This is a genomic window from Rhodohalobacter sp., assembly GCF_034521535.1.
Lineage (GTDB): Bacteria > Bacteroidota > Rhodothermia > Balneolales > Balneolaceae > Rhodohalobacter.
The window spans coordinates 16663-32026 of the sequence record NZ_JAXHMF010000001.1; the positions used below are offsets into that span (position 1 = coordinate 16663).

16 protein-coding genes are annotated in these 15364 nt (G+C 41.5%); 8 read left to right on the forward strand and 8 right to left on the reverse strand.

Annotation, left to right across the window (positions count from 1 at the left end; all coding sequences use genetic code 11):
- Positions 1-84: 84 nt before the first annotated feature.
- Complete coding sequence (locus U5K35_RS00070; protein ID WP_322569427.1) at positions 85-537, reverse strand: hypothetical protein; 453 nt, start codon at positions 535-537, stop codon at positions 85-87.
- 18 nt (positions 538-555) lie between these two features.
- Complete coding sequence (locus U5K35_RS00075; protein ID WP_322569428.1) at positions 556-1254, reverse strand: hypothetical protein; 699 nt, start codon at positions 1252-1254, stop codon at positions 556-558.
- Between the two features lie 176 nt (positions 1255-1430).
- On the opposite strand from U5K35_RS00075, the gene U5K35_RS00080 reads away from it, so the two are divergent.
- Both U5K35_RS00080 and pdxH read left to right on the forward strand, forming a co-directional pair.
- Positions 1431-2414, forward strand: a complete 984-nt coding sequence (locus U5K35_RS00080; protein WP_322569429.1) for a M28 family peptidase — start codon at positions 1431-1433, stop codon at positions 2412-2414.
- Positions 2415-2426: 12 nt separating this feature from the next.
- Positions 2427-3131 (forward strand): pyridoxamine 5'-phosphate oxidase, encoded by a 705-nt coding sequence (gene pdxH, locus U5K35_RS00085; RefSeq protein ID WP_322569430.1) that lies wholly within the window; start codon positions 2427-2429, stop codon positions 3129-3131.
- A 7-nt stretch (positions 3132-3138) separates the two neighbouring features.
- Here pdxH and U5K35_RS00090 read toward each other — a convergent pair whose 3' ends face one another.
- Positions 3139-3417, reverse strand: a complete 279-nt coding sequence (locus U5K35_RS00090) for a hypothetical protein (protein WP_322569431.1) — start codon at positions 3415-3417, stop codon at positions 3139-3141.
- 228 nt (positions 3418-3645) lie between these two features.
- On the opposite strand from U5K35_RS00090, the gene mnmE reads away from it, so the two are divergent.
- Complete coding sequence (gene mnmE / locus U5K35_RS00095; protein WP_322569432.1) at positions 3646-5085, forward strand: tRNA uridine-5-carboxymethylaminomethyl(34) synthesis GTPase MnmE; 1440 nt, start codon at positions 3646-3648, stop codon at positions 5083-5085.
- Between the two features lie 216 nt (positions 5086-5301).
- Here the strand turns inward: mnmE and U5K35_RS00100 are convergent, their stop codons facing one another.
- From U5K35_RS00100 to U5K35_RS00115, 4 genes are all read right to left on the reverse strand, one after another.
- The gene (locus U5K35_RS00100; RefSeq protein WP_322569433.1) at positions 5302-5694 is read right to left on the reverse strand and encodes a type II toxin-antitoxin system VapC family toxin; all 393 of its coding nucleotides are present in this window, start codon (positions 5692-5694) and stop codon (positions 5302-5304) included.
- Positions 5691-5924, reverse strand: coding sequence for a hypothetical protein (locus tag U5K35_RS00105; RefSeq protein WP_322569434.1), 234 nt, complete (start codon positions 5922-5924; stop codon positions 5691-5693). Before U5K35_RS00105 ends, U5K35_RS00100 begins: the two co-directional genes overlap by 4 nt.
- A 124-nt stretch (positions 5925-6048) precedes the next feature.
- Positions 6049-6363: an antibiotic biosynthesis monooxygenase family protein gene (locus U5K35_RS00110; RefSeq protein ID WP_322569435.1), complete on the reverse strand. Its 315-nt coding sequence runs from the start codon at positions 6361-6363 to the stop codon at positions 6049-6051.
- A 493-nt stretch (positions 6364-6856) separates the two neighbouring features.
- Positions 6857-8365, reverse strand: a complete 1509-nt coding sequence (locus U5K35_RS00115; RefSeq protein WP_322569436.1) for a Xaa-Pro peptidase family protein — start codon at positions 8363-8365, stop codon at positions 6857-6859.
- A 196-nt stretch (positions 8366-8561) separates the two neighbouring features.
- Here U5K35_RS00115 and U5K35_RS00120 point away from each other — a divergent pair, with 196 nt between their 5' ends.
- From U5K35_RS00120 to U5K35_RS00140, 5 genes are all read left to right on the forward strand, one after another.
- Positions 8562-9386 (forward strand): serine acetyltransferase, encoded by an 825-nt coding sequence (locus U5K35_RS00120; protein ID WP_322569437.1) that lies wholly within the window; start codon positions 8562-8564, stop codon positions 9384-9386.
- 440 nt (positions 9387-9826) lie between these two features.
- Entirely contained in the window at positions 9827-10705 is an 879-nt protein-coding gene (gene cysM, locus U5K35_RS00125; protein WP_322569438.1) for a cysteine synthase CysM, read from the forward strand.
- Between the two features lie 1072 nt (positions 10706-11777).
- Positions 11778-12419: a hypothetical protein gene (locus U5K35_RS00130; RefSeq protein WP_322569439.1), complete on the forward strand. Its 642-nt coding sequence runs from the start codon at positions 11778-11780 to the stop codon at positions 12417-12419.
- Positions 12420-12476: 57 nt separating this feature from the next.
- Positions 12477-13445: a sensor histidine kinase gene (locus U5K35_RS00135; RefSeq protein WP_322569440.1), complete on the forward strand. Its 969-nt coding sequence runs from the start codon at positions 12477-12479 to the stop codon at positions 13443-13445.
- Entirely contained in the window at positions 13446-14123 is a 678-nt protein-coding gene (locus tag U5K35_RS00140) for a LytTR family DNA-binding domain-containing protein (protein ID WP_322569441.1), read from the forward strand. It abuts the gene before it with no gap.
- 117 nt (positions 14124-14240) lie between these two features.
- Here U5K35_RS00140 and U5K35_RS00145 read toward each other — a convergent pair whose 3' ends face one another.
- Positions 14241-15323, reverse strand: coding sequence for a hypothetical protein (locus tag U5K35_RS00145; protein ID WP_322569442.1), 1083 nt, complete (start codon positions 15321-15323; stop codon positions 14241-14243).
- Positions 15324-15364 lie beyond the last annotated feature (41 nt).

Below are 15364 nucleotides of genomic sequence, written 5' to 3' on the forward strand. Positions count from 1 at the left end.
ATTATTTCAGATGACTATCCCTATGAATCAAGCTTTGGTAAGTGGAGATTTTAATCACCTAAATTGACTTATTACAAATAGATCTCAAGCCATTAAAAAAGCCCTGAAAATGAACCCGGTTCCAATTAAACAAATCAATACACCCGAAATTCTGCAGGCAATAATTGATTTTTTTATCCCCAAAACCTGAAGGGTTTCCGGGGTTGCAAACGGATAGATATAGATTACAAAGCCTAATGCCATCATAGAGAAACCAACTAAATGTAGAGCAACATGATCTGAGAGAGGTGCGAGTAGTATAATCAATGGAGTGAGAAGCAAAAAGAGGATTATAAAAATTATTAGTCCCAAAAATCTTCGTGCGTTTTGAACAAAAAAGCGATTGAACTGTCTAAGCTCCTCTTCGTGTTCCGGTAGTACGTGATACGTTTTAGTAGCGGGCCGGGCAAACCGATTCAATGTTTCCATGGTGACCGATTTTAAACGATCACTTTCTTTGGCAGACCAAATACACTTTTTGTGATTATCCTGCGACATTTTGGAATCTGATTTACACTACTGATTACTAATCCTGTACCGGATAATCTCTTCCAGGGGAATATCAGCTCCATTCTCTGCTTGAAGAGTTTCAATGAGTGTAGTTGTTACACCGATCCGCTGCATTCGAATGAGCTGTTCCATAGAAACATCTCTATAGCCCAAATCATGAATGTTGCTGGTATAAAATGCGGTTACGCCGGCGCCCCTGAGATTAACCAGATCTTCAACCGTGGGTTCGTAACCCAGTTCCAGCATCATAGCAATAAACGCTGACGATGCATCTGCCTGAGCCAGACTTACGGCTTCATCCAGGGTTAAGTCGGTAAACCCAAGTGCCCGGATGTTTGAAATATAAGTGGCCGTAACTCCTTTATTGCGCAGGTCGCGCAGATCATCTTGACTCAATCCGGTGTATCCCATTTCCACCATTCTGTTGTTCATTCGATTTAACAGATCATCACTTGGCTGATTGATGGAAACGGTTTGGAAAAAGGAAGAAAAAGGGTTGAAGGAAAAGTTGGATACACCTCTAACCAGAAAAAATCCTACGATCAAAAAGACTGCAATGGCTAAATAATTTCTTTTGGGTTTGGGCAACTCCGGCTCTTCCTCTTTTATTGACGAACGCTCTTCAGCCCGATTCAGATATTCATCCAGAGGGTCCGGATTCGAATTTCTCAGATTGTTTTTAAGGTTATTTCTATCTCTGCTCATACCGGTTGTAATTCATGAAGTGGGCGACCGTAAATATAAAAATCATCAATGATTGCTCTAAAGACAATTAAATGTACGGTGGGAGTAATTTTTGGTTACAAAACCAATCTCCTTCTTAATATTAGTCAAAATACGCTATTTTCATATATCAATATTTTCTAAAAACAATCAAAAATATGAATAGATCATACCAAACTTTACGCTATTTACTTCCGGTTTTAATGCTGGTATTTTTCGTTTCATGTAATCAAATAGATGAGCAGCCTGAAACGTTCAGTACAATTGATTCAGAACAGATTTTGTCAGATCTGGAATACCTGGCGTCGGATGAACTCGAAGGTCGAAAAACCAATACTGAGGGAAATCGCATGGCTCAAGAGTATATTGAAAAAAGATTTCAAAACCTTGGTTTGAAGATGTTTGGCGGCAGCTATCGACATCTTTTTGATCATTCAAGCCCAAGATCTGAAGAAGAGTTTGTAGATGCTGTCAATCTGATTGGTTACGTGGAAGGGAGTGTGAACCCCGATCGATATATTGTAGTGACGGCCCATTACGATCACCTCGGAGTAAGAGAGGATGAAATTTACAACGGTGCGGACGATAACGCCTCCGGCACAGGAGGGTTGATGGCTGCAGCGCGTTATTTCACAAATGTTCAGCCGGAAAACAGCATTATCTTCATCGCTTTGGATGCAGAAGAGCAGGGTCTTGGCGGTGCGCGCCATTTTGTTGAGAATCCCGTGGTTCCGCTCGGTCAGATTGTGATGAATGTAAATATGGATATGATCAGCAATAATTTTGATAATGAACTCTACGCAGTTGGAACCTATCACTATCCGTTTTTAAAACCTTTGATTGAGCAAACCACAGCCGATGGACCGGTGAACGTTCTGTTTGGCTACGATTCGGATGAGTGGCCGCAAGACTGGACGATGGCTTCAGATCACGGGCCGTTTCACGAAAAAGGCATTCCATTTATCTATTTCGGTGTTGAGGATCATCCGCACTACCACGCCCCCACGGATACTTACGAAAATACCAATCCTGAGTTTTATCTAGAGGTTGTGGAAACCATTATCGACGTGATTGAGAACCTGGATAGCCGTCTCGATGAAGTAGTTGAAGCTTCAGAGGCGATGGCAGAACCCGCAGAATAATCCGCTTAAATTATGTTTAGCTTTTTCAGAAGATGGTTACCCGCAAAGGATGAGATATCCAAGCCAAAAACCGCCGCTCGGCAGGCGGTTGAGATGCTTCGCCGCGAATATGCTGGAGAGCCTTTTTTGGAAAAACACGTCAGCAAAGATCCGATCGAACAGTTTTCGGTTTGGTTTGATGAAGCTGTGGCGAAGATCAAAACTGATCCCAACGCCATGATTTTAGCCACTGCCAATTCGGACGGTATACCGTCGAGCCGGACGGTTTTGCTGAAAGGATATGATGAAAACGGATTTATCTTTTATACCAATTATGGCAGCCGGAAAGGAAAGCAGATCCTGGCGAACCCGAATGTCTCTCTCACGTTTTACTGGCCGGAGCTGATGCGTCAGATTCACATTGAAGGAATTGCTGAAAAGGTATCCGAAGCACAATCGGATGCATACTTTAGCAAGCGGCCTTCTGCAAGTCAGCTTAGTGCTTTGGCGTCATCTCAAAGTCACGTTGTTGAATCCAGGGAAGCGTTGGAACAGCAGCTAAAAGCGATGGAAAAGAAGCATGGAGGTGGAACAATTCCAAGACCGGAAAATTGGGGGGGATTTTGCGTAAAACCGAACCGGATGGAGTTCTGGCAGGGACGATTGAACAGGCTGCACGACAGGATTTGTTATCAGCGAGAAGATAATCAGTGGAAAATTTTAAGGCTGGCGCCCTGAGTAGTTTTTATTCATTATCAAATTTCTGCTCTTCTGTTTCAACTGAATCAACAACTGTAACATTTTCATTACAGCACTCATTTCTTCCCGCCTCGTATCCCTCATTGAAAGCTTTCACCGCAGATTCCCAACCAAAAGCAAAAGAGAGACAAAACAGTAATAAAGAAGTAACGAAATAGTGCCTTACTTTTTGATTGATTCGGATCGGTTTAATAAACAGAGCTCCTATACCAACAATAAAAAGGGCTACCGACGACAATAACAGGACATCTACAAACAGATCCATTTAATTCTCCTATATATTCTTGATTTTGTTCAATCAGAGAATAAATAATTTTGTGAAAAAAATTTCTTCAAGTATCAAATTTCTAATGTTTTACGCTTAATTCAATTAATCTTAGTTTAAGAAATAACCGGTGAGAAGAATCTGATTTAAAGCGATATTCTCTGATCAGGAACTTCTCAATTCAGTTCTCTACATTGTAGATTAACAATCTAATTACAATCTCAGACTTTGACAGAAATCAATCAACAACCACCCATTGCCGCCATTGCCACTCCTGTAGGTGAAGGAGGAATTGCGGTTATCCGTGTCTCCGGAAAAGGGGCAATGGATAAGGTAAAGGGCTGCTTTAAAGGAAAAGATCTTACCACTGCTGAAACCCATACCGTCCATTTTGGCAAGATCATCAAAAAAGACGGACGAGTGGTGGATGAAGTGCTGGCCACAATCTTCCGGTCACCAAAATCGTATACGGGTGAAGATACGGTGGAGATCTCCTGTCACGGCGGGGTGTTGGTCACACAAGCCGTCCTGGAAACGATTCTCGAACAGGGCGTGCGTTCTGCAGAACCCGGCGAGTTTACCCAGCGTGCATTTCTGAACGGGAAACTGGATCTGGATCAGGCAGAAGCGGTGGCCGATTTGATTCACGCCAAAAGTATCAAGGCGGTGGATGCCGCACACCAGCAGCTCGAGGGTAGGCTTGGGAAGCATATCAAAAAATTCCGCCAGCAGATTATTGACGCCACGGCAATGGTGGAACTGGAGCTCGACTTCATTGAAGAAGATGTGGAGTTTGCAAACAAAGAGCAGCTTCGGAAATTACTGTCTGACGTGGATGAAGAGATTGGTCGTCTGCTCGACACCTATGAAACCGGTCGGCTCGTAAAAGATGGAGTAAAAACGGTATTTATCGGGCGGCCCAACGCCGGAAAATCCACGCTTCTAAATACGCTTGTTGGAAGTGAGCGGGCCATCGTAACGGAAATCGCCGGAACAACGCGAGATACGATCGATGCCGACTGGAGCTACGAAGGACTCCTGTTTAAACTGATCGACACCGCGGGGCTGCGCGATACGGAAGATATCATTGAGGCTGAAGGGGTTAAACGCTCCCAAAAAGCTTTCGAACAGGCCGACCTGGTGGTTTATTTGAAGGATCTCTCGATCCCCATGTTACCGGAAGAGCGCGAAGAGATTGCCGGATTTCAAAAACGCGCAGCTCAGACACCCTTCCTGCTTGTTGGCACTAAACTGGATCTAAACCAAAGTACGCCGGACAGTGAGCGAAGCCATCCCGACCGCTTTTCAAATCGGGGCCTGTCCGGCGCAGATGGGAAAGAAGAACGCATCCACTACGATCTCAAAATCTCCGCTATCGAAGAGCAAAACATCGATGAGCTGAAAAAATTAATGAAACAGCGGGCGCTCGAAAACAAGGACTACGACACCTCCAGCCTGCTGGTCACATCCTCGCGCCATCGCGATGCCCTGCAGAAAGCCCGGGAAAATATGCAGCGGGCCATTCAGGCACTCGATCAGGGAATGACCGGCGACTTCCTCTCCATCGACCTGCGCTCGGCCCTGAAAGAGCTCGGCACGATTACCGGGGAGATTACCAATGAACACGTGTTAGACTCGATTTTCTCGCGGTTTTGTATTGGTAAGTGAAAAATAAATTTCGAACCGCAGAATAATGAATGTAGAATTTCGAAGTAGCCTACTTCTACATTCATTATTTAACATTCGATATTCTGCGGTTCATATCTCCCTTTTTATACAAATGGATATGATCTGGTTCGATTAGGTTCGGGTGCATATGCCGACACATGAATTGGAAATGGAGATACTATCAGAGTTTAAAGATTAATAAGAGGTAAGCACACCTTACCATTCCGTCAGTTTCAAGCCGGGAATCCTGCCAAACTCCTTTAAATTTCGGGTTACCAGTGTGCCGTTGTTTGCAATTACAATTGTTGCTATCAACAGATCATTCGGACCAACTCCCGCCCCCTTTCTCTCACATGCAGTCCGTATTTCCGCATACGTTTCCGACATACTGCTGTTATATGGGACGATTTCAAACGGCATAAGAAACTCCTGCAGCTTTTGATAATTTTCACGCTTACGACTGCTTTTTTCGACTCCATAAAGCAGCTCCGAATGAACAATTACCGGAATTTTGACAAGAAGTGGCGAAGTGTTCATCAGGTTTTTACGAATAGAAGGGAATTCTCCTTTCAGAAAATGAATGCAGATATTGGTATCCAAAAATATCATGAAAAAGATTCTCTGTCAGCGTCCACAGCAAATGGCTCCCTCTCCGGAATCGTAAATGTTTCATCATTTACAGAGCCAAAAAGGTTTTGAAATGAATCCGGATAGTTTGAGTGCAATGATTTCTTCAGCTGTTTTCCAACCCAACCTGAGATCGACAGCTTTTCATATTCGGCAGCTTTTTCAATCTTTTCAAGCGTGTTTTTATCGATATATAATGAAATCTGTGGCATAATATTTTTCCTTTACTGAATCAACGTTTATAAAACAAAAACAAGTATACTCGCAATTATATTTGATTATTTTTGAAAATACAATCAGGGTCAGAGATTCTATTTTTGTATGCGGGAATAGATCTTAATCCAAATCTCCCTTGGTGCTGGTTTGAAGCACTTCTGATATCAGTACTTTATATCCGTGATACCACTCATTGAACCGGGATTTGGCTACTTTGTGAACCGGGTTTTTTGCGAACTCGTTTATTGCATCCAGGCTGTCCCAGTAGTAGACAATATTCTCTGTTTTACCATCCTCGCTTAACCATTTCTCTTTATATAAATACCCCGGGCTTTTCCGTGCTATTTCATCAATCTGATCATTAAGGGTATGAAATTCATCATTATAATCTTTCGGCTTGATTATAAATGTGGCGGTATAGATCGGCTTTTTCATACTTCGTCAAATTTAAGAGGTATCAGAAAATAATCACATAACCACATTTCCTGAATTTTTTCATTCCTTAATCATCTAAAAACATGCAGAGATCATTAAACCGGTAAAATGATTCCAAAATCTGATCTACCGACCGGTTGTAGAATCTGAATAAAACAACCGTAATTGTTGATTTAAACCAACAAAATTAAAACAGTATTGTAAGACCTAACCAACATTTAGATCTAAATTTTGTCAATCCCAATTTACAATAAACTCTCTTATCCGGCTTACGATTTACTCACCAACATTACTAAAAGCTGAACAACATAGCACCGAAGTGCAGTGAACTGAAAACGAAAAATAAGTAGCTGTAATTAATTTCTTTAATAGATTTACTTCTCTTTTTTGGATTAAGAAGAATAAGAAAGCAATTTCGAACCGATGAATTTCGAAGTGAGCCACTTCTACATTCATCATTCAATATTCGATATTCTGCGGTTCAGCTTCGCTGTTAATCCAATTTAATATCAACCTTCTGCAGCATTCCCTCTTCGCGCATCAAAGCTTCAATGCCTTCTATATCACGTGGTACAAAGTCGGTGATCACTTCCACTCCATCTTCGGTAACCACAATCATATCCTCAAGACGAACATAAATATTCTCTTCCGGTACTCTGAACTGTGGTTCAATAACAAACACCATACCCGGTTCAACAGGTGTTGAGTAGTCACCCACATCGTGTACGGCAAGGCCTACTCCGTGGCCAAGTCCCATACGCGGATTATCCAACCGCTGGCGGTAAGATTCAATAAAATCCTCAGCCGCCTGCCGGTAGATCTCTTTTGAGAACTCCATATCGGCGAATACCGGATCAAACTGATTCAATGCGTTTTGCATAATTTCACGGGGAGTGAGGCCAATCTCAATGTTGTATAGAATCGCCTCATACCACTCTAAATAGAAGCCATAGAGCTCCCGCTGAACCGGATTGAATGTGCCGTTTGCAGGCCACATCCGCGCCATGTCGCTGGTGTAGTAGTTGTAGACCGGCCCGTAATCCATCAATATCATATCTCCGTCTCTTCCCGGACGTTCGCTCATATGGTAGTGGTTCATATAGGCATCGGGACCTATGTGTGTCAAGGCATAGTATCCCTCGCCTTCAATTCCGTTTTTCCAATAGATGTAGCGGGCAATAGCCTCCATCTCATATGCCTTAATCCCAACTTTTGTGGATCGTATCGACTCCATGATTGCCTCCGCCTGCAGGTCGCTTGAAATGGTAATCAGTTCAATTTCTGCAGGACTCTTTATTTTTCTCATCTCATCCGTAATCGGATCCAGATTCTGCATTTCTAAATTTCCGGTTAGCTCTTCAAGATGATTGATAAACTCGACGTGACGGCCGGGACGCTCATCAAACGGATCGCTCTCTCTGTCTGCTAAAGTCCGGTTTGCCATTGATCGGGTGATCCCTAAATTTTCATATGGGCTAAAATGTGTATATACAATTGAATATTCTGATCCTTCATTTAGCTGCTCAATATCACCTTTTAGTTCGGTAATATGTTTCACTTCGTCAATTCCGGATAGCTCTTTGACCAATTCTGCATCCTGATAGGAGAGCACTTTTCCCTCATTGTACTCCCGGCGCTCATTTCGATCCTGTAAATAAACAGTGGCAGTGTTGGATCTGCCATCCAGGATCAAATATGCGAAAGGTGATTCTATACCGGATAAATAGTAGAATTCATTGTTCTGTCGGAAAAACTGAAATCCCATCGGCATTGGCGCACCCTGTATAACGGCAAATGCATCACTGCCAATTTCTTCATAAACCTGATTCCGGCGCTCGGCAAATTCTTCGGGCGAGAAGTGCTCTGTAAATAACGGACGCTCCTCTTTTTCTGTTGAGGTGTTCCAGCTGTGTTGCGAAATTCCATCATTAGGAGAACTAAAGATCATCATTCCAATGAGGAACGGTATTACGAAAATTGAGGAGAGAACTTTTGATTTCATGAGCTTGAAAATTTATTGATTAATGAGAACCTGAAGCACGATTCTACATAAAATTTCTCACTTTATGAATTGATTGTGCTGTAATGCAATGTTTTTTAACAAAACTTGGGCGGCGGTTCTCAAACGGGAATCGTAAAATGGTTGTTGCTGAAATTCATATGTTTAGATCACAATATTTAATTCAAGGTAATTGAGGATGGAAAAAGAGTTTTTTGAAGAGCTGTTAAAATCACACGAGGAGGCCTCGAAGTGTCCGCCTCCGGAGATGGTGATTCAATTTTTTGATGAGCTTCTCGGTGTGCTTTTTCCAGAATTTGCCAGTGAACGGTTTTCAGATACGGAATCTATTGAACATCGGATGGAAGAACTGCGTGCTAAACTCAGGCAGATTTTTGATCATAACAAAGATTGTGTCAAAAGTGGTATAAAGGGTTTAGAGAATGAGTTTTTTGATACTTTGCCGGAGATTCGCTCAAAGCTAATGCTCGATATTGATGCGATCTATATGGGTGATCCCGCCGCGCAAACAAGAGGTGAGGTTATACGAACCTACCCGGGATTTTACGCGATTGCAGCACACAGAATTGCTCATCAGCTTCTAAAGCTTGGGGTGAATTTGATTCCCCGGATCATATCAGAACATGCTCATCGCCAGGCCGGTATCGACATTCATCCCGGAGCAGAAATTGGGGACTATTTTTGCATCGATCACGGTACCGGAATTGTAATCGGTGAAACCACGGTCATCGGATCTAAAGTGAAAATATACCAGGGTGTGACTCTGGGCGGATTGAGTGTAAAAAAAGAGGACGCCAGGAAAAAACGTCACCCGACCATTGAAGACAATGTGGTGATCTACGCCGGGGCTACCATATTGGGCGGCGATACGGTGATTGGCAAGAACAGTATTATAGGCGGAAATGTATGGCTGACCAAAAGCGTGCCTTCAAATTCAAAAATTTACTATCAGGCCAAAATGACCAACGCCGAAGGCGAGACGGATACGATTACGTTTAAGTGATCAGAATTGGTTTGAGAAAAGCTGAATGACTATCTCAGGTATTCTCCCCTAAAAAGGGGAGAGAAAGAGGGGTGTAAGTTCATTGAATTGACAGTAAATTTGTTTACATAAAGTTGCATATTTCCGCCGGGATAAATCCCGCGCTCGTATGTTGAACCCATGAATGGGTTCGGAAGTGCAGTTCACATCACAAATTATAAAGGCTCTTTTAGGAGCAACATATGATCATTCATTTATGGTCGGATATTACTCTCTGAAGAGAGACAGATGAAAGTTTAGTTATACTGATTAATGTAGACTGTTGAATCTCCCCTCCTTGCGGCGTTCATTTGCGCCGGAGGGAGGGGATGGGGTGGGTCTGAAAAACGAAAGTGACTGATTTTATCGAAATGTCAAGATCATGGATTTTTTAAAACATAATTAAACCAATTGTACATACAATGAAACTCGAGCAACTCATCGGCAACACACCGCTAATTGAACTGGAACAAATTCCCGTTAATAAAAATGTTAAGATCTACTGCAAGCTTGAGGGACAGAATCCGGGCGGAAGCGTGAAGGATCGCGCAGCCCTGGGAATGATAAACGGAGCATTGGAGAGAGGTGATATCAAACCGGGAGACACGCTTGTGGAAGCAACCAGTGGAAACACAGGAATTGCTCTCGCCATGATTGCCGCGATGAAGGGATTGGAAATTAAACTCCTGATGCCGGAAAACGCCACCGAAGAACGCGTTAAGTCGATGAAAGCCTACGGAGCTGAGGTAATTCTCACGCCGGCTGAAAAAACAATCGAATATTCCCGACAACTTGCTGAAGAGATGGCCGAAAAGCACGGATACTTTCAGTTGAACCAGTTTGCCAATCCTGATAATTACCGGATGCACGAAAAGACAACGGGTCCGGAAATCTGGCGGGATACGGATGGGAAAATCACACATTTTGTCTCGTCCATGGGAACCACCGGAACCATCATGGGAGTATCGCGATATCTGAAATCTCAGAATCCCGACATACAGATTGTGGGGACTCAGCCTACGGAGGGTTCTTCAATCCCGGGAATTCGACGGTGGTCACCGGAGTATTTACCTAAAATATTTGAAGCTGAGAGAGTAGATCAAACCGTGGATGTGAGCCAGGCTGAAGCTACCAAAATGGCAAGGCGTATGGCCAAGGAGGAGGGAATTTTTGCCGGGATGAGCAGCGGCGGAGCGTTGACGGCGGCCCTGAAAGTTGCCGAAAACCTGAATGAGGGCGTGATTGTCTGCATTACCTGCGATCGCGGAGATCGGTACCTGAGTTCCGATCTTTTTGAGTGATCAGGCCTGATTTCTTTTTTACCCGTATCATGATAAGATAATTGCGATCTGACATACAGAACATATTCTCGATCTGTTTGCATTTACATTGCGTACCTACGGCACGCTGTAGATATTAGGGCTATCGTATTTCTACCCATGTTATGTCCCTGACGGGACATCCTTGTCAACCAAAATTACTTATTTGACAATATCGGTTTTAAAGCTATAGAACTACAAGCAAGATCGATTAAAGAGGTGAAGTTGTCCCGTCAGGATCAAAACATGGGTAGGACAAAAGATCAATTCACAAACTCAGCGTGCCGTAGGTACGCAATATGAGAAAATTTATTCCGTCTGTTTTGACGTCCAAAGCATAGAAAAATTGGTGTGGCTAATATTACCGGAGAAATGTAATATAGTCCGGCCTACAAATTATGTTGCGTACCTGACGGCACGCTCTCTTAATAGGGTGTTCTCATTTCTACCCATATTATATCCCTAACGGGACATGGTTGGTTAAACCAGTTGAGTTTGTTAAAGCCTTATGTGGTTAGATTTACAATAAATACGGAAAAGGGCGATTTGATTTCTACTCAAATTATTTTCCTGACGGGACATTTTTTATCGCCAATACAACTTAATTGTCCTTTGTCATTATTGGATTTGAGAATTTTCCCAAATCTACGAACCTGAATTTGATTCCAATCCAATAGAAGGAAGAGGATAATTTTACTTTCCAACATTCTTCAAATGAAGGACTGAAGTGATTCCAATGATTAAGCTCAAATGTCCCGTTAGGGACATAATATGGGTAGATGACTAGGTGATCTATCTCACATTCAGCGTGCCTTAGGTACGCAATATGATAATATCTATCTCAATCCTGCCCTATCGGAAATTCTAAAAATCGCCGGTTTGGAAACGACCGAAATCGATAGCAATAGCTGAAAGAGAATATTTTATAAAAACTGGTGATCTATTGATATAAAAGTCGTTTGTCGAGTAAAAGTACCTGTTCATCGAAATAAGTTTTAGCTCTCTTCAAATAATTAGTAATTGAAACATACTCAAATCCATAAATTCAATTGCTATGAAAACAACTATCAAACTTTCGGTACTGACTATTGTATTCTTATTTCTATTCACAGGTTGTTTTTTACAATCTGTCCATCCACTTGTAAAACCTGAAAACTCTCAATTTGTGGAGGGAGTTATAGGCACCTGGGAAGATGAAGACCAGCGATGGATTTTTGCCCGCCCGGAAAGTGTACCCGAAACACTAAATCAAATAGAAGGTTTCGAGGACATTAACGAAGAGATTTCTGATGAGGAAAAACAAGAACTGGAGTACGGCTACCTTGTTGTACATGAAGATAAAGAGGACAATGCAATCAGTGCTTTTATTGGTCACTTTATAGAACTTAATGAACAGCTTTATTTTGACCTTTTTCCATTGAACACATGGGCTACCGGATTACTGGAAAATCATTACTTTCCTGTTCACACATTTTCAAAAATTGAGCTTCAAAATGGTGAAATGAATATCAGGCTTTTTAAAAGCAGCTGGATCAAAGAACAGATTGAGGATAATCGGGTTCGGATCAAACATGAGAAAATTGAAGATGGTGTGCTGATCACGGCTTCAACCAATGAGCTGCAACGTTTCGTTGAACGTTATGGAGAAACTGAAGAAGCTTTTGAAGATCCAATTTCTCTTCAAAAAACAGATTAAATGATCTCATTTTTCAGAAAATTTCGATCCCAATTTGCGAAGCATTCACTATTCTGGATGATCTCCTTCACACTTTTGCTTCTTTTTTTCACACGTGAGGGAGATGTCAAAAAGATCGATATTGTATATACATTTTTATTTCATATACCTTTGATTGTCGGTATTACAATCTATTGGATAGGGTTGAAATTTTTTAGAAAAAGAGGGATTCAGTATGCTGTTTTATCTGCCTTTTTTTCACTCATAATTATTTTAGCCCTATATCCTATTTCTTTTAAACTAATAGGAGCATGGCTATTTCCGGACTATTTTTTGATTGCTTCATACGATTGGACAGAAATGGGTGGTATCGGGTTGATCTACATTGTGATCTCCTCGCTCCTATTTATTGCCGAACAGTGGAGAGATCAGCAAAGTGAACTGATAAAATTGGCACAGCTTGAAGAGGAAGCAAAAAAAGCGGAATTAAAAGCACTTCGTTCACAAATCAATCCTCACTTCTTATTTAATTCCTTAAATCTAATTTATAGCGAAGCAATAAAGAAATCAGACCAGTCGCCTGTTTTAATTCTAAAACTTTCGGATATGCTTAGATATGCGTTGGAAAAAGCAGAAAAGGAAAGAGTTAACTTGCAGGATGAGGTTAATTACATTGCGGATTATATCGATTTGCAAACCGCTCGTATGAATAATCCGGCTCATGTAGTTTTTCATACAACAGGTAATTTTGATGACTACGAAATTGCACCTTTGCTGTTACTCAATTTTGTTGAAAACTCATTTGTTCACAGTGATTTATCGGATAGGCCTGAAATACAAATAGAAATTTCGATTGAAAATGGGATATTAGATTTTACGTGTTCAAATAAGAAAAGAGACCAATTAAGCCCAAAGAAGAACGGTGTAGGACTTGGAATTCAAAACAGTAAAAGGCGTCTTGATTTAACCTATCCGGATAAATACTCTTTACAGATTAAAGATTCCGATGGTCGTTACTTTGTGCAATTAAAAATAGAGCTTACCTAAATGATTCGATGTGTTATCATAGATGATGAACCTGCGGCCAGAGAAATACTTACATCGTACGTCAATAAAGTATCTTCTCTTGAACTTACGGAGACCTTCTCTTCTTCTTTAACTGCCCGCGAATATCTGAAACAAAACAGTGCAGATCTTCTGCTTCTTGATATTGAAATGCCACATCTTACCGGTATTGAACTCTTAAAAAGTTTATCAAATCCACCGGAAGTTATTTTTACAACAGCATATTCTGATTATGCCCTTGAAGGTTACGAACTGAGCGTTATTGATTACCTGTTAAAACCGATATCCATGGAGCGGTTTCTGAAGGCGATTGACAAGGCAGAACAAAAATTGGAGAAGAATAGAGGACAGGATAATTGGCTTAAAGTTAAAGCAGACGGAAGAATTTATCAGCTTTCGTATGATGACATTCTTTTTGCTGAAAGCATGGGTGATTATGTAACCATTTATACACACGAAAAGAAAATCACATATTATCAAACCATGAAAAGCTTAATGGAGATGCTTTCGGCTCCTCTTTTTTCAAGAGTTCATAAATCATATTTAGTCCGGCTTTCGGCAATAGAATACCTGGAAGGCAATCAGATTAAAATTGGAGATCACACGATACCAATTGGCAAGACCTACAAGGAAGATTTTCTGAATTCTTATATGCGGTAAGAAATCCAATCGAATCAGAAATGATGGCTATAAGGGCAGGCATTTTGCGTACCTGGCTGCTGGATAGGTAGTAGAGATAGCGCGCGGAATTTTTGACTGAGATAAACTTTGAGCGATTTAAAACCGAATCTCTGTGATGATCTCTAACGTGTCGACGGCCCTGGATCCGTCAATCTCATTGTACCAACTGCGATCATAGTCCAGAATAATTTTTGATCTGTTTGAGAAGACGTAGGCCAAACCTGTCACAAACTTTCTGTTATGCCATTCTGAAAGCTCCCGGTTATTCAGCTGATCATATCGAAGGGTTACACTTATTGGGACATCAAATGGTTTGAATTCACTGAAGGCGCTCCATCCGTTCAGGTCAATAGGTTCAAAATTTTGATTCACAAAATCACCAGCAGCATCACTGTTTCCTGTAAAGCCCTGAAGAACACCGATCCATTTTTGGGTTTCGTATGAAAGAGCCAGTGCACCCATGCTAAAATCCGGACTTTCGGGGATGTTTCCTTTTCCAATTGATCCAATTAAGCTTGTTTGGAAACCGGGTAATAATTCTGCCATAGGACGAAGCGAAAGACGTCCTTCAATCAGTTTGTTATTATTTCTTTCAATGGCGGAATAACCTCCTCCGTTGTAAATTCCGATACTGAAACTGCCATATCGACCCGGTTCGGATCGAATTCCGCTCTGTGCCGATTCAGGAAGATCTTCTCCAAGCTGTCCGGAATAAGTCACTCCATAATCCGCTGAACTCAAAATATTGTTGTCGTCCAGAAACATGGAGCTCTGACTCCTGAAATCGTTAATATCCTGCTCAAAATTAATCCAGGGCCGACCAACAACTCCAAGATCTATACTGGAGTTTTTAATAAGGCGCATGTCATTCATGGCGATATTTACCAGGGCATACTTAATACGGAGCTCAATATTTCCTTCACCATCCCCATCCTTGTCAACTGAAACGTCTTGTGTAAAACGTATTTTTACCCGATCAGAAATATCTCTGCGGAAGGTTATGTAACCGCGTTTTAGTAAAAACTCATTATCCACGTCAACATTCTCGAATGTTTTTTGATACGAGAAAAAGAACTGGCCGCTAAAGCCGAGGTCGTTTATTGTTGATTGCGCAGAAATGGTGATAGGCAGAAACAGAAATAGCGTAAAGACTCCAATTAGTTTTGAAATTGAGCTCATTGGGATCAAATAACGGTTTAATTAACGGCTTTAGACAGTGA

Bases quoted from the DNA above. Each gene is read 5' to 3' on its own strand.
- U5K35_RS00145 (WP_322569442.1), bottom strand. From the start codon at position 15,323: ATGAGCTCAATTTCAAAACTAATTGGAGTCTTTACGCTATTTCTGTTT.
- U5K35_RS00090 (WP_322569431.1), bottom strand. From the start codon at position 3,417: ATGGATCTGTTTGTAGATGTCCTGTTATTGTCGTCGGTAGCCCTTTTT.
- cysM (WP_322569438.1), top strand. From the start codon at position 9,827: ATGAAACTCGAGCAACTCATCGGCAACACACCGCTAATTGAACTGGAA.
- U5K35_RS00110 (WP_322569435.1), bottom strand. From the start codon at position 6,363: ATGAAAAAGCCGATCTATACCGCCACATTTATAATCAAGCCGAAAGAT.
- U5K35_RS00135 (WP_322569440.1), top strand. From the start codon at position 12,477: ATGATCTCCTTCACACTTTTGCTTCTTTTTTTCACACGTGAGGGAGAT.
- U5K35_RS00105 (WP_322569434.1), bottom strand. From the start codon at position 5,924: ATGCCACAGATTTCATTATATATCGATAAAAACACGCTTGAAAAGATT.
- U5K35_RS00075 (WP_322569428.1), bottom strand. From the start codon at position 1,254: ATGAGCAGAGATAGAAATAACCTTAAAAACAATCTGAGAAATTCGAAT.
- U5K35_RS00130 (WP_322569439.1), top strand. From the start codon at position 11,778: ATGAAAACAACTATCAAACTTTCGGTACTGACTATTGTATTCTTATTT.
- U5K35_RS00100 (WP_322569433.1), bottom strand. From the start codon at position 5,694: ATGATATTTTTGGATACCAATATCTGCATTCATTTTCTGAAAGGAGAA.
- U5K35_RS00120 (WP_322569437.1), top strand. From the start codon at position 8,562: ATGGAAAAAGAGTTTTTTGAAGAGCTGTTAAAATCACACGAGGAGGCC.
- U5K35_RS00140 (WP_322569441.1), top strand. From the start codon at position 13,446: ATGATTCGATGTGTTATCATAGATGATGAACCTGCGGCCAGAGAAATA.
- U5K35_RS00080 (WP_322569429.1), top strand. From the start codon at position 1,431: ATGAATAGATCATACCAAACTTTACGCTATTTACTTCCGGTTTTAATG.
- U5K35_RS00070 (WP_322569427.1), bottom strand. From the start codon at position 537: ATGTCGCAGGATAATCACAAAAAGTGTATTTGGTCTGCCAAAGAAAGT.
- pdxH (WP_322569430.1), top strand. From the start codon at position 2,427: ATGTTTAGCTTTTTCAGAAGATGGTTACCCGCAAAGGATGAGATATCC.
- U5K35_RS00115 (WP_322569436.1), bottom strand. From the start codon at position 8,365: ATGAAATCAAAAGTTCTCTCCTCAATTTTCGTAATACCGTTCCTCATT.